Consider the following 24,798-nt stretch of genomic DNA (forward strand, 5'->3'; position numbering starts at 1 on the left):
AACGCTTGATTTCCTTGATATTGGCCAAACCGGGACCCGCCGCGAAGCGGTGGGACTGAGCACCCGCAGGGTGTGAAGAAAAATCCTCATTTCCGGATTGGAAACTCCTTAGTAAATCTTTGTCCTGCCCATTTCCACCCTTGGCCCGTTCGCGATCCCGGGACTCGCAAACGGGCGAATTTATGAAGAATATTTAAGTCGCAAATCCTTTTTGTCAAGGGGCGATAACTCCGATTTCGCGCTCAGAGGCTGCGAAACGCTTCACGCCACCACCACAAGGCTGTCCGGGGACCGGGAGGAACCAACCGTGCGGTCCGTGGCGCCCACGTCGCCGTTCCCGCCAAACCTGGGGGGCGGTCCATAGGTCGTCTGCCGCAGACTGCTCCCGCGACTTCAGAGAACAGGGGATCGAGCCTTTTCAGCCCCGATGAAAGATCGGCTGCGAAGATGCGAGGTCATCTGCAACGCCATCTACACCCTTGGTTGGATGGACTGCACCGCCGCCTGTGAGAGCGAGGGGCTTCCGGATGGGTAGCAGCCGGCTGCTGCAGGGGCATGATGGAAGCGGATACCGGCTGAACACGAAAAAAGGGGCCGAAGCCCCTTTTTTCGTACGCTTGAAACCCGCTTTTTAGAACAGGCCGGAGACCTTCCCGGTCTTCGTGTCGACGTCGATGCGGCGGAAGGCCGGGTTCGAACCCGTGCCAGGCATCAGGCTGATGGTGCCGGCGCAGGGGCAGAGGAACTTGGCGCCCGAGTAGATGAGGACGTCGCGGATCGGGAGGGACCAGCCCTTCGGCACACCCTTGACCGTCGGATCGTGGCTCAGGCTCAAGTGGGTCTTGACCATCATGGTGGCGAAATCCGCATACTTCGGATCGCTCTCGAGCATCTTGGCCTTGGCCTCGGCCTCGGGGGCCCAGGAAACACCGTCGGCGCCGTAGACTTCCCTGGCGATCAGGTTGACGCGGTCGCGCAGCTTCATCTCGGTCGGATACAGGAACTTGAACTCGTTCTCTTCGTTGCAGGCGTCGATGACGGCATCGGCAAACTCCAGCGCGCCTTCGCCGCCCTTTTCCCAGTGCTTGGACTCGGCGCAGCGGGCGCCGGCCGCCTCTGCGGCCTTCCGGACCAGGGCGCACTCAGCGTCCGTATCCGTATAGAACCGGTTGATGCAGACGACCGGGTTGATGCCGGACTTCCGGATCACGCCGATCATGTGGATCATATTCTCGCAGCCCTTCTCGACCAGTTCGAGGTTCTCCTTGGTGTACTCTTCGGGCAGGGCGATGCCGGGGACGACCCTGGGGCCGCCGCCGTGCATCTTGAGGGCGCGGATGGTGGTGGTCAGAACCGAAACGTGCGGCTTCAGGCCGCTGAAACGGCACTTGACGTTCCAGAATTTCTCGAATCCGATATCGGCCGCGAACCCGCTCTCGGTCACATGGTAATCGAAGAGTTTGAGGCCGACGCGGTCGGCGATGATGGAGGACTGCCCGACGGCGATGTTGGCGAAGGGGCCGGCATGCACCATGCAGGGGTTGTACTCGGCGGTGCACATCAGGGTCGGATTGATGGTGTTGCGCATGAAGGCCGTCATGGCATTGCCGACTTCGAGGTCGCCGGTGGTCACCGGCTTGCCGCTCTTGTCGAAGGCCACGGTGATGTTGTTCAAACGCTCTTTCAGATCGGCCAGATCGCGGATGACGGCCAGGATCGCCATACACTCGGAGCCGACGGCGATGCCGAACTTCGACTGCATGGTATAACCGTCCTGACGCCCGCCAAGGCCGATCACGATGTTCCTGAGCGACTGGGCGCAGAAGTCCATGATCCAGCCCATTTCGACGCGGGTGGGGTCGATGTCCAGGCGGCGCATCCCGGTCAGCCGCTTCAACTGCTCGTCGTTGTAGTTCCGCTCGTGCTGCATACGGGCGGTCATGGCCACCATCGCCAGGTTGTGGGCGTTCATGATGTCGTTGATGTCACCCGTCAAACCCAGCGAAAACTCGGTCATGGGGATCAGGAGGGAATTGCCGCCGCCTGCCGCCGTGCCTTTGACGTTCATGGTGGGGCCGCCGGAGGGCTGTCTGAGGGCGCCACCGACATTCACACCCCTCTTGCCGAGGCCTTCCATCAACCCGCACGAGGTGGTGCTCTTGCCTTCACCCAGCGGCGTCGGGGTGATGGCCGTCACTTCGATGTACTTTCCATCGGGCTTGTCCTTCAGCCTGTCGATGACTTTCAGGAAGTCCAGCTTGGCGAGCCTTCCCATGGGAAGCATCTCATCCTTCTGCAAGCCCAGTTTTTCCTGCCACTCCTCGGGAGTCGGCATGTTCTTTTCCGCGGCTTCGGAAATCTGCCAGTCAGCCATGTTTACCGCATCATAAGCCATCTTTTGCAATCCTCCTTCTCACGTTAATGTTCCTAGTCCTTCAAAAAACCAACCCTTGTCCATTCACACGAATCCGCCGGTCGGACCTTCGCGGCCCCGCCCCGGTAATCCCCCTCGGAGCCGCCAAATCGGCGCCGCTCAAAGACTCCGGACCTCCAGGACATCTTGTCCGCGCCGTCGTCCTGCACACAACCCCTCGGTTTAAAGCGAAAAACCAGTCTTTGAAGCCCGCCTCTGCGTCGATCCGTGAGGCGACTGATACAACCGGCGGGTCGTTTCCGCACCATGTCTCGTTTCCAGGATCTCAGCCGAAGCGGAACCCGGCCCAAAGGGATGAAGGCGAGCGCGCGAAACCGGGAAGCGGCACCCTGCTGCCGGATTGCAAACTTCCCAGAACCTGATAGGCATCTCCGGCAGGATTCTGCTTAAAGGTCTTGGTATTTAAGCAGGACTTTGCCTATCACAAAAAGAAAACAGGGTCAAGCGTAATCATGTTCATTATTTCACGAGCAGCGCAACGATTTTCGGTTTGCCCATCCGCTCCGCAAAGTGGTATGTCTGAAACGGTCTGTCGACCGGGGAAACCCGGCCGCCGACGGCCTCGGGCCCGCTGCCGGGCTTGGCCGGCGGAGCCGGCAGAATCCTTACAGGGATCCTTGATCCCTGTCCGTCCAGCCTAGGCAGGTTTCGCCATGAGCCGTGGAACCGGCTCATTCCAGGGAGGAACAACGAATGCTTCAAGATCTGACGCTCGGTTTCATCGGCACCGGAAACATGGCCCGTGCACTGATCAAGGGCCTGACCGGGGCCCGCATCCTTCCGCCGGAAAGGATCTGCGTCTTCGACAAGGCGGCCGGCTGCCTCGACGCGGCGGCTGAAGCCTTTGCGGTCCAGCGGTGCGCCGGCAACCGGGAGGTCGTCCAGAGAAGCGACCTTTTCGTGCTCGCCGTCAAGCCTCAGAACATCCGTGACGTGCTCACCGAGATCCAGCCGGTGGTCAGGGAGGGGCAACTGGTCGTCTCCATCGCAGCCGGCATTCCGCTGCGCCTCATCCAGACCCTGCTCGCCAGAGACCTTCCAATCGTCCGCGTCATGCCCAACACGCCCGCCCTGGTCCAGGCCGGCATCAGCGCCATCGCAGGCAATCCCCGGGCCGGGCAAAACCATCTGGACCTGGTGGAGCGGATCTTCCAGGCCGTTGGACAAACCGTCATCGTGACCGAGGACCTGATGGACGCCGTCACGGCCCTTTCAGGCAGCGGGCCCGGCTACGTGTTCCGTTTGATGGAGGCCATGGTGGCGGGCGGACGCGCCGCCGGCCTGAGCGAGGAGACCGCCCTTGCCCTCGTGGTGCAGACCTTCGCCGGTGCGGCCCAGTTGGCGGCTTCGTCCCGGGAACCCCTCGCCCGGCTGCGCGAGATGGTCACCTCGCCGGGCGGAACCACAGCGGCCGGGTTGAACGTCCTGAACGAACACGGGGTGGAAGCCATCATCGTCGAGGCCATCCAGGCCGCGTGCAGCCGTTCGCGCGAACTGGGAAAGGCCTGACCGTCAGCCCAATCTCCACCGCAGCTCGCACATCGGCCGGCATTGCATGAGGCAACGACTTCCCCATAGAAAAGCTCTCTTCCGAAGCATCCTAAGGCGGGTTTCCGGAGGCGGATACGCAGCCCCCTCCGCCGGATGGAGGCGCATTGGCGCTCCGGCGGGACCCGGACCGCGCCTCTTTACCATCCTCGGGCTCCTCGCGGGGATCTGCATGGCGGGTTTCTTCGCCGCCTGCGCGAAGCCGGAAGGGCTGCACCCGGCGGCAGACTACCCCCTGCCCGGCGTCGAGCGCACCATGAAGACAGCGGGGTTCTGGATTGCACGGCATCCCTCTCCGGATGCCGTTATCCTGACGCCCCCCGAGATCGAGGCCTTCAACCGGCGCATACGCAGCGAGTTGAAGGGGGCGGAAGACCTGACATCGTTTCCCGATCCCTACCCCGGATCGCGTCTTCGAAAGACTCTCCAAACCGCGCTTCGCAAACACCAGATCAGGATCTTTTACCTCCCGGACGGGTCCGCAGCGCCGCCCGGGTTTTTCGAGTCGATCGAGAAGGCCATGAACCTGGAGGAACTCCCCGAGCGGGTGACGCCCCGCTATGGTGTAACGGCAAAATTGGTTGATCAGAGGGTTCTGCCCACGCACACGGGCCTTTTTCGCTCGCCGGGGGGGCGGATGTTCGACCGGCTGCAAAACAGCGCCCTCGACCTCGGAACCCCGCTGATCGTGCTGCACGAAAGCCGTTGCGGCGGCTGGCTCTATGCGGTCTCCGAGCTTTGCGCGGGCTGGGTGGAAGCCTCTGGAATCGCCTTGTGCACCCCCCTGGAATGGGAGTCCTTCCTACGCCCGGAAGCCGTGGTGATCGCATGCCGCGCGAAGGTCGATGTTTTTCTCGACCGGTCAGGAACGGCCTTCTACGAACACCTGCGGATGGGAGCAAGGCTGCCGGCGACCGGGGCGGACCCGGACATGGCCTCGGTCCTTCTGCCGATCCGGCGCCCGTCAGGCCGCCTGCAGGCCCTGGCGGGGTTCGTGCCCTCGAGTGCGGTGCATCCGGGCCCCCTTCCTTTCACCGCTCGCCGTGTCATCCAGCAGGCCTTCGAGATGCTGTACGAACCTTACGGCTGGGGCGGGCTCGACGGAGAGCAGGATTGTTCACGGTTCATCCAACAGATTTTCGCCACGGTAGGGGTCCATCTGCCGCGCAACTCAGCCGATCAAGCCCGGGTGGGCGAACCTCTGGAGGGGTTCGACGCGCCGCTCCCGGCCTCCGAAAAGGAGCAGTTGATCGCCGCAGGCGCCGTCGGCGGCGCCGCCCTCCTCTACATGCGCGGCCACATCATGCTCTACCTCGGGAGCGTCGACGGGCGCGCGTATGCAATCCACAACGTTTGGGCCTACCGCGAGCCCGACGCGACCCGCGACCCGATCCGCATCATTGGACGGGTGGCGGTCACAGACCTTCGCCTCGGCGAAGGGCCGGGCGCCGGATCCTGGCTCGATCGCCTGCGGGCGGTCCGGATTGTAGCCCCGGTTGCCGGGGCAGCGATAGAAGATCGGCCGTTCAACCGTCCTCGAGTTTTTTGAGGAGCTGATTGGCCGACACGAGCGTCGGGTCCCAGGTCGGACCGAACGGGGGCGCATAGGCCAGGTCGCACTGGCTGTAGGCCGCCACGGTCATTTGCTGATGCAGCGCGACCGCCGGCCCGTTGATGCGATGCGCGGCCCCTTCACGCCCTACGATCTGAGCGCCGAGCAGCCGCCCGGACGCGCGGTCCCCCACCATTTGAACCAACAGCGCGGACGCACCGGGATGGCTGTGCGCCCGCGAAGAGGCCTCGATCGCCACCTCGACCGGATCGAAACCCGCCTTGGAAGCCTCCCTGGCCGTAAGACCCGTCCGCGCCACCTGCATATCGAACACCTTGAAGACGGAGGTGCCGGCAACCCCGTCGAGGGAGACCCTCTGCCCGCTGATATGGTCGGCGACAGCCCATCCCGCCCGGTTGGCCCGGAGCGCCAGGGGGATCCAGGTCTTTTCCCCGGTGACCACATGGTAGGCGTCCGCGCAGTCTCCGGCGGCATAGATGTCCGGGGCGGACGTCCGCATGCTGCGGTCGACGGCGATGGCCTCCCCCGGGCCGAGTTCCAGCCCGGCCTCGGCTGCAAGCTCGCTGCAGGGCTTCACGCCGATGGCCACCAGCACGAGATCGACGTCGACGACCTCCTCTGTGCAGTGGGCCCGCAGCGCCCCGCCTTCTGCCTCGATGCGGAGGACCTCCTGCCCCAGAATGAGGCGCACTCCGTTTTCTTCCACCTCCCTCTGAACCCGCTCCGCCAGTTTGCGATGCGCCCAGGGCAGGAAGGCCGGCCGCGGCTTCACCATGGCGGTGTCGATCCCCAGGGTCCGCAGGGTCTCGCATATCTCGAGGGCGATGTATCCCATGCCGACGATCAACGCCCTTTCAACATGCTGTCCCCCCAAGAAGCGCTTGAGCTTGCGCCCGTCATCCAGAGTCTTGAGCACCATGACGCCGGGCAGATCGAACCCCGGCAGGTCGGGGACGATCGGTGATGCGCCGGTCGCCAGCAGGAGCTTGTCGTAGTCGACTTCAAACCGGCCGCCGTCCGATCGTACGCCTGCCACCCGCCTCTTTGCCGGGTCGATACGTTCCACCCGATGCCCGGTCCGCAGATCGATCCCTTGCTTCTCCCGGAAGACGTGGGCCTCCCGCACCACCAACTCTTCTATCCCGCGCTCTGGCTCCGCCAGATTGTAGGGGATGCCTCAGGCCGAAAAGGACACGTCCGACGTCTGCTCGAGCACGATCACCTCTAGATCGGGGACCTGCCGCTTGGCCCGGCTTGCGGCGCTCATGCCGGCCGCATCCCCGCCAATGACCACGAATCTCATCAAAAATCCCTCCCTCTGCTTCTCTGGGCCATGCACCGCACAAGCGGGGAGGCCGAAACCCCCTCTTGCACCCCCGCAACAGCGGTCTGCCCTGTTTCACCCTCCTGCGGTTCCGCTGAACACCGCGCAGGCTGTCATGGGCGCCGTCGCCGTTCGAACAGCGGCCTCAAAACTCCATCATGTCGCATGAACAGATGCACCGGCGGATATATGGGACAGACGTCCCCCCGGCAGACGGCCGCACCGGCTCATCAGGCCCCTTGAGCGATCGGCCTCCCGATTCTCCGCTGCATTTGCCGGCATTGCAAGATTTTTGAGCAGAATTGAACGGAGAGCCCCCTCGATGCTGCAAACGCACACCTTCGATCACAGGCCTAAGACGGCCTTTCCAAAAACCACCATTTGCTGCCTCCAGTTCATCCCCTGCCAGCCCCGCCCATCCGAGCAGCCTTCACATCGCAGGGCCCATTCTAGCCAAGGCCCCGTAAAGCGGCGTCGATTTAATAAGAGCCCTTTTCAGAACTTTTCATTTGACAGGAGCCCGTTTCATAACAGTTCCCATCCGGAAATAATTTCCCGGTAGAACCCGGTTTCCAATCCGGAAATGAGGATTTTTCTTCACACGCTGCGCGTGCTCAGTCCCACCGCTAACCGGCGGGACACTTTTCGGCCATGGCCTCCCGAATCCGCTCTTCGAGCAAGACCGCGCCCATTTTCGACGCCAGTTCCAGGGCCTCTCGAAGCGATTTCGCAGCGGCCTTACGGCGCGATCCGCAAAGCAGCGTCCCCCTCACCAGAAGCGCCCGGGCCTGGTGGCGCCGCGCCCCGGTTTTTTTGGCCATCCGGAGCGCCTGAGCGACATGCCCGGCAGCCTCCTTCTGTTCACCAAGCCTTCCGTAAAGCTCGCCGAGCCCGATCAGGAGCCGCGTCTTGTAGCGCCAGCGCGTATAAGAGATACCCGGCTTGCGCAGTTCGCTCCAGACCTCGTCGAGGATCTCCCGGGCAGCGCCGAGATCGCCCATCTGCAGCAGGTTCTCCCCCATGTTGATCCGGGCGTTGTAAATCGTCTCGGGATCGCCTGTCACCAGAGCATCCTTCCAGGCCTCGGTGTTCAGATCCAAGGCCTCTTTCAGCTCACCCCCCTCTGCATGGACCCAGCCGAGGGTGTTCATGAATCGCGGCCTCCAGAAGCGGCCGTCGCCCTCCTCCAGGCTTTTCAACCCCGAAAGCAGAGAACTCCTGCTCTTGTCCAGATTCCCCAGGGCCCCGTGGATCAATCCGCTCCGGAAAAGAGACAGGATTCTGAAATAGGGGCTCTTGATCTTTTCGTTGAAGGCTGCCAGGGATTCGTTCAGTTCAAGCGCCGCCTGATAGTCGCCGGTCCAGTTGTAATACTGCACGAGGTGGGCCGCCGCCCACGCCCGCGCCTCTAAATCCTGTTCCCGATCACTGTCTTCGCGCGCCTTCAGCAACAGCGGACGCGCCTTTTCGAGTCTGCCCAGCACCGCATAGACAAACCCCAGGAAACTTCGAGCCTTCAGAACCAGGAGGGGCCATCCGCCCTTCCGGCCCGCCTCGATGGTCGCGAGCAGAAACTTCTCGGCCGAACGTGGACGGTGGAGATAAAAGGAAATCCAGCCCAGCCGGAAAAGGGCTGTCGTCTCCAGGAAGCGGTCGCCGGTCCGCTGAGCTTCATTACGCATCCTCTCGAAGGCGCCGTGAGCCTCTTCCATCTGCCCTACGCAATAATGCATCCGGCCTTTCCAATGGAAGATCTCGGCGGTCTTGACCGGCGGGGTTTCGAAGCGGGCCCGCCTCAGGATGTCGAGGGAGCGTTCGAGCGAGGCGAGCGCTTCATGGCAGGCGTAAGCATAGCGCGCCTGCCTTCCGGCCTTGAGCGTGTAAGTGAGCGCTTTGTCCCAGACACCGGCGTAATAGAAGTGGTAGGCCATCTTCCCTATCCGGCCGGCAGGGTCCTGTGCAGGCACGTTCTCCAGGGCTTCCCCCGCCAGCCGGTGCAGATGGACGCGCTCCCGACGCAGAAGGGTGTGGTAGGCCACCTCCCACATCATCGGATGAATGAAGCGGAAGGCGGCATCTTCGGAATCTCCCAGCCTGTTCAACCTTTCGACGATGCCCTCTTTTTCGAGCGCCGCGAGGCGATCGTCGAGGTCGGCTCCTTCCTGCCCAACCGCCTTGAGCATGCCGCGCGAAAAATCATGCCCGATCACGGAGGCCGCCTGGACCGTCCACTTCAGCCCACCCGAGAGGGCATCCAGTCGAGCTGCCAGGACGCCGTGGATGTTGTCCGGAATATCGATCGCATCGACCGGCAGCTTCAGGACACAGCGGTCGGGCCCGCAGACCATCAGGTGCCGCCGCAGCAGAGTACGGCCCATTTCGACCACGAACAAAGGGTTTCCACCTGCCTTGGAAACCAGGTCCCTGGTAAGCCGCTCCTCCAGAAGACGGGTCTTGAGGACCGAAACCAGCAGATCCTTCGCATCGCGGTCGGAAAGCGGCGCGAGATGGATCGAGTGTCTGACCAGCATCGTCATCCAGGGAACGGGGGCGGAACGCCCGGCACAGATCACCAGGATCGGCGAGTGTTCCCTGGACTGTGCAAGAAAGGTCAGAAACTCGCGCGTGGTGCCGTCGACCCACTGCATGTTGTCGATGAAAAGGATCAGCGGTCTGCGGGCTGCAGCGGCCACGAGCACAGCCTGTATCTCCCTGAAAAGGATCCGTTTCCTTCCAGCCAGAGCGGTCTCCGACTCCCCCTCCACCCGTTGAATCGTCCAGAAGCGCGCCACAACATCGCGCAGCCGCCGCCTCACGGCTTCATCGCTCACCCGTTCATCCAGCAGTCTCTCCAGTTCCCCCTCGGACTCCTGCCCGGAAAGCCTGAAATAGCCTCTGAAAGCCGCCATCAAAGAGTGAAAGGCAGCCGTCTCCCCATACGGCCGGCACCCGCCCCTTAAAACCAATACGCCTTCCGTCTCCTTAGCACGGCAATAAACATTCAGAAGACGCGACTTGCCGACGCCGGCTTCGCCGGTCACGAGCATCAAACGCGGCCCGCCCTTGCACGCCTCGACAAAAGACGCATCCAGAAGTTCCATCTCTTTCTTGCGATCGAGAAAAGGGGTCTCCTCCATATCCGATGAAACGCCCTCCGGCTCCTCCGATTCGCCCAGGAGTTGGAAGGCACGCACGCTTTCGGACTTGCCTTTGACGTCCAGGAACCCCCTGTCCAGGAATCGGAAATAAGGCTGAACACTCTCCCAAACCCGCTCCGAAACGAGGATCCCCCCGGGCGGCGCGAGCGACTGCAGCCTTGCGGCCAGGTTCGTCGTGTCTCCCAGAGCGGTGTAGTCCAGCCTGAGATAGTCCCCGATGGCCGCCACCACCACCAGTCCGGTGTGAATGCCGATGCGCATTCTGAAGACGATCCCGTGGCGATCTTCGAGCCGCCGCCCGTAGGGCTCCAGGGCGCGCTGGACCGCCAGCGCCGCGCGGCAAGCCTGCCGGCTGTGATCCTCATAGGCGACCGGCGCGCCGAACAGGGCCATGACGCCGTCGCCCGTATACTGATTGATGGTGCCCCCCGCCCCATGGATGGCCTTTCCCAGGATCTCGAAGCACCCATCCATAATCTGGTGGACATCCTCAGGATCGAGCTGTTCCGAAATCCCGGTAAAATTCGCTATGTCAGCGAAAAGGACGGAGACGCGCTTTCTCTCCCCCTCCTTCAGATAGTGTCCCCTGAGGATCTTTTCCATAAGAAAGGGAGGGGTATAGCCGGACGTCTGCCGGTCTGCATTGCGGCTGTTCGATGCAGGCGAGCCCAGCGGCGCCCCGCACCTTCCGCAGTAGGCGAATTCCCCCGGCACTTCGGCCCCGCATCGCTCGCAGCGGCGCGGAAGCGCCTTTCCACAGCGGGTGCAGAGCCGCGCGTCGTCGGCATTTTCAAATTGACACTCCGGGCACTTCATGAACGCTTCGTTCCTCAACCGTCGGCCGCGCCGCCGGCATTCTTCTCTGGATCCCAAAAAGCCCGCACAAAAAAACTGAATCCAGGCTGGGTGAGGGCCCGGATCCAGTCCTCAGGAGGTCAGAGCGATGCCAAGGCATCCCCTGGTAGAAGCTCGAAAATCCTCAGTTCACCGCCTCCAGCGCGCACCCGTCCGCATCCTGGTAGAGGATCAGGATTCGGCCAGGATCCTTCAGAAAGGTAAAATCGATCAGGTCTTTTTCGTACTGATCGGATTCCCACGTCTGCCGGATCCGGTCGCCAAGCCACTTGACCGCCACCAACTGATCGTAATCGCGCCGTCCGGCTACGAGCTTTTCGGCAAAACCGGCAAGCATCCCTCTCCGCCCTTTGCTGATCGTGAACACCTGCCCGTCGAAGTCCTTCCGCATCTCGAACCTTCGGGCCGTATAGACGTCGTCGTGGGCCCTGCGGTCGAATCCTCCTATAAAGATGTCCTCCTCCAACTTGAGCGGATAGGTGGTGACCTCGTAATTCCCCAACCCGACCTCTCCGAATGCAGCCAGGCGTTCTTCAGGTGTTACATATCCGTGCAGGCTGCCGTCCTTTTCGAGGATGATCACCCGGTTTTCCGCCCCCGGAGCCGGATTGAATTGATAGAGGGAATAAACCCCTGCGGCCGGCGCATAGGGCTCGGTGATGTCTGGCGCGCCGGATGCTTCGTTCCACTTCAGACGGTAGATCGGCCCATCGTATTGACGGTAGTCTCCTTCCTTCTGTGCCAGCGCCGCTTGCCCCCCCGCCGCATCCTGAATCACCCGCAGGTAATAAGGGAGCTCCTCCGCGACGGATGTCAACACCCCGTCGCGAAAGGTCACGATCGACGACATCAGCCGGTTGTCCTGCTTGTCGAGGGTCATGACCGGCAGAGTCATGGTGAGTAGCAGTTCGTCTCCACCGTCGGCATCAAGATCGCAGGCGTGGAGATGCAGCGGAATGATCCCCGGATGTGGATACCGTAATCGGCCGACCGCTTTCAAAACGCCGTCCTCCGCCTGATAAACGATCAGGTCACGCTCCCCCAGACAGGCGAACAGGATCGCTCCCTCCGCCTCGAGCCGGCAGGCGGCGACCCGGCTTGCAGGCTCCTGCAGCCGGAAGTGCTCCAGGCTTCGGGCAGGTTTGGAATGCTGAAACGATGGCGCCGACGACTCGGCAGGGGCATCACCGGAGGAGGAGCGACTCATTGCTTCAGGCTGCGCGGCCCCCTGGGCCCCGCCAGGGTAGATCGACCCGCCGCTCGAGAACTCCTGCGCCGTCCTGTAGAAGATGACCCGGCCTTCCTCGACCGTGCTGAGCCTACAGATGAGGACCCCCTCCCCGCGCATCAGTTCCAGTTTCAGATCGTGGCGTTGCGCGGGGGGACCCTCGCGGCCGTCCGCATGCATATCCAGATAGTAACCCTTGGAAAGGAGTTCCTGCACCAGCCCATCGAAAAAGGGAGCACCGCCGGGCCGCAGGACATCGCCGCGGACTTGGATTCGGGGTGGAGGCGGTGTAACCACACGGTCTCCGGGCGAAAGCGGCGCACCCGGGGCATCCACGACGCGTACCAGAGCTGTTTCAGGCGACACCGTCTCGAGGACGACCCACGCCGCCGGGGCCTTCAGAGCCGGGGAGCGATCCGGATCCTCTTTCGAGATGCACAGCCATTCTCCCACCTTCAAGGGCACAGCCCCTTTCTCGATGAGAAGACGATCGTCTCCCGCCTCTTTCACACGGCCGACAGTACGGAAGGGGATTCCGACATATTCATCCAGGAAGCTGACCAAAGAAGGAAAAGGGTTCTGCTTCGTCTCCCCGCGGGCAGGCATCACCGCCAGAGAAACCAAACCTAAGACCGTCAGCGGTATCCAACACCCCTTGCAAGATCTCATCGATGGAAAGCCTCCTGCGTTGCGGGTGAAGTTCAGGATGCAGACCGATCAGCAGCGGAAAAACCGCCCCTCGCGCCGTTTATCGAATGCCGGGGGGCGGTGAAGCTTCACGGGTTCAGCCGGCCGATCCTTACCACACCCAGATGAACTCGATCGTGTTTATGATGGCCGTTTCGTCGTTGCCGTTCCCCGTGATCGGGTCCCAGATATCCTGAACGGCCTGCCCTGGCCTGAAGACTGTGAAACAGTTGCCGATGCTGAAATGCTTGTTGAAATTATAGGTGAGAAGGAAGTCGAACTCAAGCCCAACCTCGTCGTCTATGGGACGACCGAGCAGTGTTTGCAGCCCGTCGGAGGTATCGAACATGAGATACATGGCCTGGGCCTTATAGGAAAGCGCCCCGAAGGCCCCCTTGGCACCGGCACCCAGCATCAGGAGACCCGGCGCATCACCTGAGGAACTGTTGCTGATGCCGCCGTATCCTGGCGTTTGGGCCACTCCCAGCACTTTGGGCAGCCAGTTGAAGTTGCCGCTGTAGAGGTGCGTACCCAGGGTCGGCACAAGCCGGTAGAGAAACGCGTTCTCCATCCCGAAGGTAGGTGTATACCGCGCGATGTCACCGATCGAGTTGAAGGCGTCGATGTCCTGGTCCGTCGGATCGTCGTCCCCCTGCTCCCATTTGAAGCCGGCGTAGGGAATAAACCTCGGATCCACCTCGAAATCCACTGACCCGTAAGCGGCGAACGCATTGATGTCATAAGCGCGGCCATGTTCGTCCGCATGGGTGTCTCCTGTCGCCCAAACCACTTCGAATCGCGGGGTGAACCGGCCCACCTTCCCGTACATCTCCGCCCCAAGGTAATGCACCTGCGCATACTGGGTGTCCTTGTTGTTGTCACTGAAGGCGTAGAAGGGGGAAATCGCCAAGGGTCCCATCTGGTAAACGCTCTTGAGTCCGTAGACACGCCAGTCGAGGCTATCCGCATCGAGGGGACCGATTGCCTTCCCCTTATCCATGTTTTCGATCTTGTCGAAGATGCTCAGAAACAGGGCTTGCCATCTGAAGTCCGGGCCGATCTTGCCCGTCAAGCTGATGTAGGGGTGATCATCCCCGTAGACCAAACCGCCGGTGTTGATGTCCAGTTGCTGGGTGTTCCAGCCCGTATGAACGGCCACTGGGCCGAAGTCATAACTCACGTTGAGTTTTTCGACCCCGAAATCCTCGCCGGTCATTCCGCTGTCCACCGGAGTGGAGGAGTCCGCCCCGCGGTCGGCGTTCTCCTTGTTCAGCGTAAAATCGCCTTCCAGAATGATCATGAAATCCCAATTCTTGCCCTTCCCGAGCCATCCGAGCCGTATTTCGTTGCGGATCCCGAAATCGGCCATCGGACCGTTTTCATCCAGGATGTAGTCTCGCGTCGTGTCGATCTTGTTGAAATCGAGGTTGTCCATGAAGGTGGGATACATCTTCAGGCTCCCGAAAAAATCGATTTCGATATCCTTGCTCTTGGGCGACATCTCTCCGATCTCCGCCGAGGCCGTCGCCGCGAAGCAGCAAAGAATCCACCCGAAACAGGCCACCCGCCATAACATTCGATTTCTCCTCTTCATCCCTCTCGTCCTCCCCTTCAACCTTCTGATAGAATGGGTTTTCATTCAATTTCGGATGCCTTTCAACGGAGGCACCCGATCGATCAGAGCGAAATGACCGTCGCTCCCTCGGCCAATTCGAAAAGGCGCGTGGCCGGAGCCATGCTGATCCCTTCGAGCAGATCTTCCTCTTTGATCTGCCTGGATTGGGCGCAGGGCGCGCAGGCATAGATGGGCACATCGAAGTCCTGCAGATACGCCACGATATCGTCGGCTATATCCCCTGTCGGCGCCCGCAGATTGTCCATAATGCCTTTTCGCGCGATATAAACGGCCTCGTCCATGAGAAACACCGCGACCTGCCTTCCCATTTTGTGGGCGACCTGCGCGAGGTGGAGCGCCCGCACCGAGCGATTGGGGTTGTTGGTACCGCACGCCAACGTGATCAGCACCCGATCCTTCCTGCCTTCGCCAACTCCCTTTTCCATCATAGAATCCCTCCATCTGTCCTTCTTTGGTTTAGAGCAGCCTCGGCCGGAATCCGGCGAAATCTTGGAGATCCGCTACCGCCCTGAGCACAAGCCGGACCCGCCGCCGTGGATTTCGTTCACGAAGCTTTCGCCTTAATCAAATAGCAAGAGGGATGCCGCCGGGTTCAGTCCCGAAAGGGAAGGCATTATTACAGGAGGGAATGCGATATAATGTGTTGTTATAAAAAATAATTAACCCAAAAAGCCACGGCCTGGCAGCCGCCGCTCAATCTAGAGATGTCAAAAAAATATATTTACACCTGTTTATTTTTGAACATTCGTTGATCCCTCCAATACACCGCCGTTTGCTGGATACTCCGCTTCCGCGAAAGCCACCGTTGCGGTGACGGTCCCGGCGCGACCGGTCACGGCATCGGCCGCCGCCGCTCACTGCGCGGCGGGGTGCAATGCACTGACTTCAGGAATGGAGGCCGGGCGTTATCGAGTGATGATTTCCGGGGCACTACAGGGTCAGATCGAGGCTGGGCGCTCGGGAGATCTTAAAAATGCGGCCCCGCCCCGGGGCAGATCGATGGGCGGGGAGGATGTCCTTTCCCGATCAGGGGATTGACGAAACCTGGGAAATGGCTCCCGGACAGGAAATCGCCGTTATTCGGCAACCCCTGCGGTTTGACCGCTAAAAAGGAATGATCACACGGAAGACGATTTTTTCGCCTTCCGGCCGGTTTTCGACTTCGCTTTCAAAGTAAGTCTTCAGGCTGAAAATCATGCCTTTGTGAATATAGTGCAGCGCGGGGCCGATGGCAAAGACCTTCTCCTCGGAGTCCTGCAGTTCGATTCCATCGACTTTGTCTTCGTCGAACTGCTGACCGTAATACCCGGCCACCCCGAAACGCAGATTGGGGCTGATGAAATCCACCGTTTTCATCAGCGCATAGTTGAAGTGCCAGAGGTCTCCCGCTTCAAGGTCGTGATCGTTTAAATCACCGGTTATACCTGGATTTACATACTCGTCGTTTTTGGTGTTGAATGTCAGATGCTGCCGGGTGCTGAATGTGAAGCCGTATGGCATCTGAAGCGTCATCGTAACCCACGGTTCAAAAGTCCAGTAGTTTGCACTGGGGTTGACCGCCTTGTTCTTGTCGTATGCACCGATCGGAAAATAAACGTCAAACTCGAAAAACCAATGGAAAACGAAGTCAGTCCCCAGCGGAATCGCACTCCCGATAAACGGGCCGACGCATGGGTCCCCGAGAATGCCGCCGCCCGAATCGATGCCCAGATCCGAATGGACATCGAACCCGAACATAGGCCACAGCGCCTGCGCCCCCCATCTGAGGCCAGGCGGCAGTTCCTTTTTCGAGACCCAGATGAACTGCGGGGCATATACGACCAGATCCAACTCGTTGTTCATCGGAAAACTGTCGCCCTTGCCGTCCTTGAACTCGTCAGCAGTGTACACGATCATGTAGTTGCTCATGTAAACCCCGGGCGGCGGGAGCATTGCGTCGATGATGTTGGTGTTGCCGTAGTTCAAGTTCGGATTCTGGTTATAAGCCATGGCCGCCGAAGAAAGCACGAAAAGGACACAAACCACCAGCAAAACAGCCATTTTTCTCGTCATACCCCTTTTCTCCTGTTGTGAACGATATGGATACGAATGGTCCAACCCGGTCGGCAACCAAATCCCCTCTCCTGATTGGAGGCTTTTGCAGCCATCACGAGCGATGCTGAATCGAAACAGATTCACCCCGCAGCGATCCAGGCGGCCGCCTCACCACCTGAAATCATCGCCTTCCATTTATCCTCTTCATCTCATGCACCGACTCTCACTCCTTGGCAGGTCTCAGCATCAGAAAAGACCAGAGGTTTCCGACACCGCCCGGCTGAGGCACCCATCCCATCAGCCGGTCAATCCTCACTGCATCGATCTTCTTCTTCGAATAAAGCGGGATATACGGCAATTCCTGTGCGATCAGCCGCTGCATCCCAACGACGTGTTCTTTCCTATTCAACGGATCGACTTGCCTCTGCGCCGATTCCGCCAGGCGATCGAATTCGGCGTTCTTGAACCCCGGGTAATTCTTACCCCCCAGCCGGGCCTCGCGGCTGTGGAAGAAGGTATTCAGATAAGCCGGCTCGTCGGAGAGATTGGTCCACCCCATCAGGTAGACATCGAATTCACCGGCGGAAAGGGCCTTCAAGAGATCCTGGAGCGCCAGCATCCGGATTGTGACCGGAATTCCCAGCCGGGCCAGCCATTTTTTCAGCAGCAGCGCCGCCGCGAACCGGTCGGGGCGGCAGCCTGCCGGAGTCGTCAGCAGCTCCATCGGAGGCATCTTGTCTCCCGTCGGCAGCACCAGCGAATTTTTCTCCCAGGTATACCCCGCCTTCCGGAGCGATTCCCTGGCATCATCGAGCCGCGCGTCATCATCGGCAAGGCCGTCACCCGGCAGTTGCAGCTGCGCATCGCACCAGAAGGCATTGTGCGGCGGTATGACGCTCCTTGCAGGCGCGACATCCCCCGCGAACGCCTTGTCGATCATAGCCTCCCGGTCAATCAGCGCAGCCACAGCCTGCCGAAAAGCACGGTCATTGTATGGAGGGCGCCGTAGATTGAAACCCAGATAATCATATCCCCTGCGGTCGGTACGGAAGAACTGAAGCCCCGGTTCGTTCTTCAACTCCTTTACAGATTCTTCGCAGACATCCCCGGCATAAAAGTCGATTTCACCATTCTTCAAGGCCGCGAGCGCCTCCCCTACGTTCCGGTAAACGTGGAAAACCACCCAATCGACATAGGGGCCGACCTGCATCCCGGCAATACATTCCCCTTGTGCAAAGAAGTGTGGATTGCGCTTCATCAACACGAAATCGTGCGAGGGATCGTTCACGATGCTGAAAGGGCCGCTGCTAGGCACCCTGTCCGGCTTCAAACCGGTCAAACGCCGGACGGCATTCTCCGTTCCTTCCAACGGCTGGATCAGCGGCGCCCACGCCTTCTTCTGAAGGAACGGCGTCAAAAGGGTCTCGTTGAAAAAGGCGGCGCTGGGCTCCTTGAGGATAAACCGGATCGTACGCGGATCGAGCGCCTCCACGCGCTCCACCATCTGCCAGTGCTCCACGTGACCGGGGACATTGAATCGTCGGATCACCTCCCAGGTATAGAGCAGGTCATCGCTCGAGACCGGGGTGCCGTCATCCCAGTGCGCCTCCTTGAGCCTGACCGTTACGATGGTGCCTTTTGGATCGGATTCCGGCTTCCGTTCCGCAATCCAGGGAAGAACCGACCCGTCGCGGGGGTCTCTGATGTAAAGCGGCATGTGGATCAGCCGCAGGACTTTCCTGGACCAGACGTCGGTCGCCCCAAGGAAATTCATGGACCTCGGGCCGCTCAGAACGCCGACGTGCAGGGATTCCCCCTTGGGCGATTCCCCGGCTTCCGCCGGTTCGAGCAGGCCGGCCCACAACGCGACGACGGCCGCAAGAATCATGCATTTGAGCATTTTCATTCCGCTCCTCCCTTCTTCCGCCGGACGATGGACCCTGTCCGCGGGTCATGGACGTTTCCGCTCCTTTGGACCCTCAGGGCCGGAGACCAATCGTCCGCCTGCAACAGCGGGATCCCCCGGGTATCCAAGAGCCTCGAAGTCCATCAACGCCTTTGCACCGTGGCAGTCCATGCATCCCAATGCCTGCTCCTTGGGGGCCACCCCGTGGTTCAAGCGCCAATGCATGACGGTCGTCACGAACGTAGACTTCCCGCTGTAAGGCAATTCCGCCTCTTTCATCCCGGACCGGATGGCCCTTTCCCAATCGAAATGCTCCCAGTATCCGCCCCACAGCTCCGGAACGAGCAGGTACTGGAATGTCGCGTCGGCTGGCTGAACGCCCGTGTGGATCTTGAAAGGGGTGATCTTCGCCTCGGGATCCTGGATGCCCCCTGCAGGAGGGTTGAGGTATGTCGTTCCGGTCACATCGACCCGCTCCCCCATGCGGTAGCGCTCGTGTCGGCCGTTGTACCATGCATAGGCCGGCGCAACGTTCGCCTTCTTGATGAAGAGGCCCTTTTTGCGGTGCTGGGTGGTGATGCAATAGGGCGAGTTCTCCAGTTCCTTGGTATCCCTTCCTGCGAGGGCCCAGTTCCAGAAAAGCAGCGTCGGCTTGGCCTTCGCAAACGTCGGGATGTGGCAGGTCTCACAGGCGATGGCATCACAGTGATCGTTCAGCGTTTTCTGGACTGCGTGCCGGTCGGTGGCATGAGGCCTTTCGTCATGGCAATCCGTGCAGGACACCCGCCCCTCGCTCACACAGGTGGTCATACTGGCTCCCGCAATACGATGCCCGTTCGTGGTGTGGCAGTCCTGGCAGGCGAAATCCAACCCGCCCATGTGGACATCCAACTCCCGGGGAGGATCGATGAGGGCCTCGCTCAGATTGCCGTGCTTGATGGCGTCCCCACCGCCGCCGCAAAAATGACAAGACCCGCAGTTGGCCCGTGTCGGACGCCCGACACCACGGGCGATCTTCACCAGGTCGAGCCCTTTCTTTTCATCCCCGCAGCCCGCCGGTGCCTTTTCGTAAGACCCTGTACGGTCGTGGCACACCAGGCAATCGACCCTCGATGGATCCTTGAAATCAAACGTGTTTTCCTTCCAACCGTAACCCGCATGGCAGCTGGTGCAACTGCACCAGTTCGCAATCGGGGAAATTCAGAAGTTGTTGATAAGATTTGCCTTTCCCAAGGGCTCTTTCGCCTCGCCCTCGAGGTATGGGTTGGGGCCCTTCCATTGCCAGTGGGCTGTCTGCATGACCTCCGACGCAGCCTCCTCGTGGCAGCCGAGGCACGTCCGGGTCACAGAGGGACCGTCCGGGAACGGACCTTCTATTTCCTGATGCGACGAGGCCTGTGCGCAGACCGCCAAAAGAACACCCGCAACGCCTCCAAAAACCGCGGCCTTGAAAGATAAGCTGAACATACCGATTTTCCGATCCTTTCTGCATAACCCACCATCGGCGGGCCGTTTTGCAACCCAGCCACAACCCATGATGGACAGCCAAACGGAGCCGCCGGCCTGCGGCCCCTTTATCCTGTCATAGATCCCTGGGGGTTTCAGGCCGTGGGCATCGAACATCGCCAACGCGATCCTGCCGCATCATCCTGCCTGGCAGACGCCTGAGATTCAATGGTCTCTGTGGCAAAATCAATGCCAACCCCCTGCCCGCCACGCTCCCGCCTCATCCCCGAAGGATTCCGAAGGCCAGCGGGCAGCCTGGCAAAAAAGCCCGGATCCCTTTGGTAAGACGTACAAAATCGATTGCTTGCAAACTGATCTGCACCTTTATTCATCAAACGCGAATGCGCGCTCAGGCCTTGACAGACCGGGAATAATACCTTGGGAGGGCAGTGAAGGTTCAACCGGAATGGACAGGCCGATTTTAAATGTCTTTCCATGGCAACGCCTGGGTCTTTTAGCCTAAAACGTATCCAAAGCAAACAGTTTCGGTTGCAGAAAGCGACTTGAAGGAGTAAACTTTTCAAGTTAACAGTTGTTCATTTTTAAACACTCATTACACCATTGGTTGCATCCGGCGCACAAGCCACCGCACCCTTCAGGCGGGTTGGACCGGTTTTCCGAAATGAACCCCTCCACCCCTTGGCGCGGGGACCCTTGACCTTTGCCGCTCACCCGAGTTTGCCGACCCCGGCAAAGCCGACCCCCGTGGACGCTTTATCTTTCATGACCGGCGGAAAACGCCGCCAACTGACAGCGGAAAGGACTCCATGAACGGGTTGGATCTGAACAGCCATTGGAAAACAGTCGTCAGCACCATCCAGGACGGCCTGATGATCGTCGACCAGACAGGAACCATCCGGTTCGTCAACCCTGCCCTGGCCAAGATGACAGACTATGCACCGGACGAACTGACCGGCATGCCCTGCTCCTCGCTGAATTGCGATGTCTGCGAGATTGCGCGGGCCCCGGGGCGCGGTTCCTGGTGCGTCCTGTTCCAGGAGGGTGCGATCCCGCCCCACCGCTGCACCCTGCGGCGAAAAGACGGAACGATGGTGCCGGTCCTGAAAAATGCAGCGCTTCTAAGGGATGCAGAAGGGACCGTCATCGGGGCGGTCGAGACGCTCACGGACCTGACCGAGCTCAATCGGCGCGATCTGCAGATTCAGTCCTTCACGCGGGAATTGGCGGATCAGAAAGGTTTTCAGGGGATCCTGGGGGTCTCGGTGCGAATGCAGAAGGTCTTCGATCTCCTGGCAAACGCCGCGAGCTCCGATGCGCCGGTCCTGATCCTCGGTGAAAGCGGCACGGGGAAGGAACTCGCAGCGAGGGCCATCCACCGCCTGGGGCCCCGACGTGACAAACCATTCATCAAGGTCAATTGCGCCGCGCTGAACGAGGCCCTTCTCGAAAGCGAGCTGTTCGGGCACGTACGAGGCGCCTTCACGGGGGCCTACCGCGACCGGGAAGGCCGCTTCGAAGCCGCCCACGGAGGCGACATCTTCCTGGACGAGGTCGGCGATCTGCCTTTTTCGACCCAGGTTAAACTCCTGCGTGTCCTCGAGGAGAAAACCATCGAAAAGGTGGGGGATCAACGCCTGATCCGAGTCGATGTCCGGATCGTTTCGGCCACGAACCGTGAGGTCGCGCAATTGGCTGCGGAAGGCAAAATCCGCCAGGATTTTTTCTACCGGATCAACGTGATCCCGATCCGCCTGCCTCCCCTTCGCAAACGCATCGAAGACATCCCGATCCTTGCGGAACATTTCCTCGAAAGGCTGCGGAAAAAAAGCCGAAAACCGGTTCAGGGGATCAGCAGCGCCGCCCTGGGATGCCTGATGGACTATTCCTGGCCCGGCAACGTGCGCGAGTTGAAAAGCGCCTTCGAGTACGCCTTCATTTCCTGCCACCAAACGCTCATACAGCCCGAACATCTTCCATCGGAAATCTCCGGCGGGAAAAGGAAGGCCTCTCCATCCACCACTCCGAAGGGAAGCACACTGAACGATCAGAAACGGCAACGGCTTCTTGAAGCCCTTCAAACCGCAGGCGGGAACCAGTCCGAGGCCGCGCGCATCCTGGGCATTTCTCGTGTGACGGTCTGGAACCGGATCAAGAAATATGGGATCGATCTCGAGAAGAAGGTCTCCGGTTAGACGATGCAATGAAAAGGCGCCTGCATGGAACCAGCCCGCCTCTAGCCTTCCTGATCGGCGACGCGGGTGCGCATCCGCTTCTTGACGGCGCGGTGGCGTTTGTCCTCCAGTCTGCGGCGGCGAGCGGCCGCCGAGGGTTTTGTCTTCAGACGATTCTTCGGGCGCCTCGCCGCCTCGCGCACCAGGGCCTTGAGGCGGTCCAAAGCATCCTGGCGGTTCATCTCCTGACTGCGGAAGCGGCGGGCATCGATGAGGATGACGTCCTCGCTGGACAATCGTTGCCCGGCCAGCCGCCTGAGGCGCTCCCGCAGATCCGCCGGGAGGTAATCGGCCGCCCCGAGATCGAAGCGGAGCTGAACCGCCGTCGCGACCTTATTGACGTTCTGCCCGCCCGGGCCCGAAGACCGGACAAACTCCAGCCGGATGTCCTTTTCATCCAGCGCGATATCGGCGGCAACAGAGATCATGCCCACCTGCGTGCCCCCCTTTTCATCTTTTTTCCATCCGGAAATGGTCTTTTTGCCAATCTCGGCGTCAATCGGCACCTTTGCTTGTGCGGCGTCCTGAAGGTCGCATCCGCACAAACGCCTGCTTTTCTTCCTATTGGCCAGACCGGAACCCGCCCCGCAGGGGTGGGACTGAGCACGCGCAGCGTGTGGGGAAAAGTCCTCCTTTCCGGATTGGAAGCTGGGTTCTGCAGAAAAATCATTTCCGGATGAGGCCTATTTTGCATCGCGGATCCGGTCCCATTTGTCCCGCAACGCCATCCGACATCGAAGAGGCGCATCCGCGGCATTCCTGGAAAGGCGCTGTTCTCTCACAAATGAGTTGACATTTTGTGAAGGATGAACGTATATGTACGGTTTAAAACTCAAACGAACGGAGGTTCCGGTATTGGCCAACCATGCATCAGCCCTCAAAAGGGCCAGGCAGAGCGAAGTCCGCAGAATTCGCAACAAAACCTATAAAACAAGGGTCAAAGGCGCTGTCAAAGATGTCCGCGGCGCTTTGGACAGTGGAGCGACATCGAACCTGGAGGAAACCTTCCGCAGCGCCGTCTCCATCATCCAGAAAACGGCCGGCAAGGGGATCATCCACCGGAAAAAAGCCGCACGGAAGGTCTCCCGCCTCGCACGGCGCATCCACAAGGCAACCGTTGGGCAGGATGCCTCAGCCGCATAGATTGATCAACAGGTTTTCGAACACTCTGCGTACGTCCGAGGACCCCGTCTTGGTCAAACCGTCGGTTTGATAGAGGAGTTCCAGCCCCTGCTCGAGGCTCTCCGGGGTCCACAGCCGTGATTGATCGAGCAGCTTTTTGGCCAGAAAGGGAGGGAGGTGAAGAGCGCTTGCCGCTTGACCGGTGGTGCCTCCTTCCCTGGCGATCGCGCTGGCCTGCCAAAGCAGGCGCAGCTGCCTGTGAAGCATCCCCGTTATCCGCAGCCCCGCCTCGCGGTCCTCATCGAAAAACCGGTCCAGAATGACGAGCGCCTCGCTGCATCGGCGCGAGGAAACGCTGTCCATCAACTCGAAGATGGTGTGCGCCCGGCTGTGAACGACCAGGCGTTTTACCTCCTCCACACCGATGGGCTGTTGTTTGCTATGCGAAACGGACAGCTTTTCGAGTTCATTATGCAGTTCCCGCAATCCATTCCCGACAACCTGTTGCAGATAAGCGCAGGCCTCGCCGCTCAGCCTCAACCCGAGATCCCTTGCAAGCGAGCGCATCCAGGGAATCACCTCCCTGTCCTGGAGATTTTTGAACTCGACCGCACAGCCCATGCTGCGAAGCGATTTGTAGAAGACCATGTTGAAGTTGGTCTTGCCGGATACAAACACAAGACAGGTGGATGGGAGTGGCTTTTCGAGGTAGGGCAGGAACCCCTCCAGCTCTTTCACCGACAGGGACTCCGTACGCTTGACGATCACCAGCCGTCTGTCAGCCATGAAGGGATAGGATCGGGCGGTGTCCAGGATCCGTCCGACCGTTTCCTGATCGTCGTCATCCCCGTAAAAGGTATGCAGGTTGAAATCGGCGGTCCCCTCCGCCACCGCCTTTTCCTGAAGCCGCCGAACGGCGTGCTCGATCCTGAAATCATCCTGTCCATAGAAGAGATAGACGGGGCGTACATGCCCCTTTTCCAACTCGCCCAGGACCGTTTCGGGTTTGAGCGCCTCCGCCATCAGAACCTTTCCATGGTTGCCTGAAACATCCGCTCCGCGAGTCTGCGGGCGATCTCCTCGATCGCGGAACGCTCGTAGGCGCGGTTGGCCAGCGGATCCGTGCCGACCGGGTAGGTCGCCTTGTCCTCCATGCCATTCACCTCCCAGAGTGTTTTTCCCGTCGCGGACTCGACGAGCTTCGCATCCATCGTGACGTAGAGCCAGCGGCTTCGCGTGACCGGGTAGTTGCGCGAAGCCCCCTGCACCTCCGTTTTGTTCAAGGCATAGCTGTAAGGCTCGGTTCTGATCTCATGAATCCGGCCGATCAGCACGGCCGCCGCGCGCTCGCGCGGCACCAGCGGCACCTGCGAATACCGGATGAACTCATCCCGGACGATCGTGGTAAACTCCGCTTCGAAACCGATGGTGGACGAACTGCTTTCCATGAGCGGTATCGCCAGACTCGTCAACTCGGCCCCAATCGGCTGACTGCTCTCCCGCAGATGATAACCGCAAGCTGCAAGCGAAAGGCACACGGCCGCGGCAGCCGCCAGCGCCGCGATGCCCCTCGCCACCGTTCGGTTCGAAGGCAT

17 protein-coding genes are annotated in these 24,798 nt (G+C 60.4%); 4 read left to right on the forward strand and 13 right to left on the reverse strand.

Annotated elements, in window-relative coordinates:
* Positions 1-631: 631 nt before the first annotated feature.
* Positions 632-2,395, reverse strand: coding sequence for a formate--tetrahydrofolate ligase (locus tag H567_RS0116895; protein WP_028322296.1), 1,764 nt, complete (start codon positions 2,393-2,395; stop codon positions 632-634).
* 732 nt (positions 2,396-3,127) lie between these two features.
* On the opposite strand from H567_RS0116895, the gene proC reads away from it, so the two are divergent.
* Both proC and H567_RS0116910 read left to right on the forward strand, forming a co-directional pair.
* On the forward strand, positions 3,128-3,943 hold the full coding sequence (gene proC, locus H567_RS0116905; protein WP_028322298.1) for a pyrroline-5-carboxylate reductase: 816 nt from the start codon (positions 3,128-3,130) through the stop codon (positions 3,941-3,943).
* A 211-nt stretch (positions 3,944-4,154) separates the two neighbouring features.
* A complete protein-coding gene (locus H567_RS0116910; RefSeq protein WP_028322299.1) occupies positions 4,155-5,531 on the forward strand; it encodes an SH3 domain-containing protein in 1,377 nt (458 codons plus the stop codon).
* Here H567_RS0116910 and H567_RS25615 read toward each other — a convergent pair.
* From H567_RS25615 to H567_RS25625, 9 genes are all read right to left on the reverse strand, one after another.
* Positions 5,509-6,684 carry an FAD-dependent oxidoreductase gene (locus H567_RS25615; RefSeq protein WP_279615003.1) on the reverse strand — a complete coding sequence of 392 codons (1,176 nt, stop codon included), beginning with the start codon at positions 6,682-6,684 and terminating at the stop codon, positions 5,509-5,511. The genes H567_RS0116910 and H567_RS25615 overlap by 23 nt on opposite strands.
* Before the next feature lie 48 nt (positions 6,685-6,732).
* Complete coding sequence (locus tag H567_RS29910) at positions 6,733-6,858, reverse strand: NAD(P)-binding protein (RefSeq protein WP_279615002.1); 126 nt, start codon at positions 6,856-6,858, stop codon at positions 6,733-6,735.
* Positions 6,859-7,505: 647 nt separating this feature from the next.
* Positions 7,506-10,853, reverse strand: a complete 3,348-nt coding sequence (locus tag H567_RS0116920; protein ID WP_028322300.1) for an ATP-binding protein — start codon at positions 10,851-10,853, stop codon at positions 7,506-7,508.
* Positions 10,854-11,016: 163 nt separating this feature from the next.
* Positions 11,017-12,789, reverse strand: coding sequence for a hypothetical protein (locus H567_RS0116925; RefSeq protein WP_028322301.1), 1,773 nt, complete (start codon positions 12,787-12,789; stop codon positions 11,017-11,019).
* Positions 12,790-12,919: 130 nt separating this feature from the next.
* A complete protein-coding gene (locus H567_RS25620) occupies positions 12,920-14,383 on the reverse strand; it encodes a hypothetical protein (RefSeq protein WP_244155499.1) in 1,464 nt (487 codons plus the stop codon).
* A 101-nt stretch (positions 14,384-14,484) separates the two neighbouring features.
* On the reverse strand, positions 14,485-14,871 hold the full coding sequence (locus tag H567_RS0116935) for a DsrE family protein (protein ID WP_028322302.1): 387 nt from the start codon (positions 14,869-14,871) through the stop codon (positions 14,485-14,487).
* Between the two features lie 676 nt (positions 14,872-15,547).
* Positions 15,548-16,495: a SphA family protein gene (locus H567_RS0116945; RefSeq protein ID WP_028322303.1), complete on the reverse strand. Its 948-nt coding sequence runs from the start codon at positions 16,493-16,495 to the stop codon at positions 15,548-15,550.
* Between the two features lie 205 nt (positions 16,496-16,700).
* The gene (locus H567_RS0116950) at positions 16,701-18,383 is read right to left on the reverse strand and encodes an ABC transporter substrate-binding protein (RefSeq protein WP_028322304.1); all 1,683 of its coding nucleotides are present in this window, start codon (positions 18,381-18,383) and stop codon (positions 16,701-16,703) included.
* 45 nt (positions 18,384-18,428) lie between these two features.
* Positions 18,429-19,850 (reverse strand): tetrathionate reductase family octaheme c-type cytochrome, encoded by a 1,422-nt coding sequence (locus H567_RS25625; protein ID WP_161626648.1) that lies wholly within the window; start codon positions 19,848-19,850, stop codon positions 18,429-18,431.
* Positions 19,851-20,656: 806 nt separating this feature from the next.
* On the opposite strand from H567_RS25625, the gene H567_RS0116960 reads away from it, so the two are divergent.
* On the forward strand, positions 20,657-22,042 hold the full coding sequence (locus H567_RS0116960; protein WP_028322305.1) for a sigma-54 interaction domain-containing protein: 1,386 nt from the start codon (positions 20,657-20,659) through the stop codon (positions 22,040-22,042).
* Between the two features lie 41 nt (positions 22,043-22,083).
* Here the strand turns inward: H567_RS0116960 and arfB are convergent, their stop codons facing one another.
* A complete protein-coding gene (arfB, locus tag H567_RS0116965; RefSeq protein ID WP_028322306.1) occupies positions 22,084-22,509 on the reverse strand; it encodes an alternative ribosome rescue aminoacyl-tRNA hydrolase ArfB in 426 nt (141 codons plus the stop codon).
* A 388-nt stretch (positions 22,510-22,897) separates the two neighbouring features.
* Here arfB and rpsT point away from each other — a divergent pair, with 388 nt between their 5' ends.
* Positions 22,898-23,224 carry a 30S ribosomal protein S20 gene (rpsT, locus tag H567_RS0116970; protein WP_244155500.1) on the forward strand — a complete coding sequence of 109 codons (327 nt, stop codon included), beginning with the start codon at positions 22,898-22,900 and terminating at the stop codon, positions 23,222-23,224.
* Here rpsT and holA read toward each other — a convergent pair.
* Complete coding sequence (gene holA, locus H567_RS0116975; RefSeq protein WP_028322308.1) at positions 23,213-24,226, reverse strand: DNA polymerase III subunit delta; 1,014 nt, start codon at positions 24,224-24,226, stop codon at positions 23,213-23,215. The genes rpsT and holA overlap by 12 nt on opposite strands.
* Entirely contained in the window at positions 24,226-24,798 is a 573-nt protein-coding gene (lptE, locus tag H567_RS0116980) for an LPS assembly lipoprotein LptE (RefSeq protein ID WP_035254913.1), read from the reverse strand. The genes holA and lptE overlap by 1 nt, the downstream gene beginning before the upstream one ends.

It is taken from the genome of Desulfatiglans anilini DSM 4660, from assembly GCF_000422285.1.
Lineage (GTDB): Bacteria > Desulfobacterota > DSM-4660 > Desulfatiglandales > Desulfatiglandaceae > Desulfatiglans > Desulfatiglans anilini.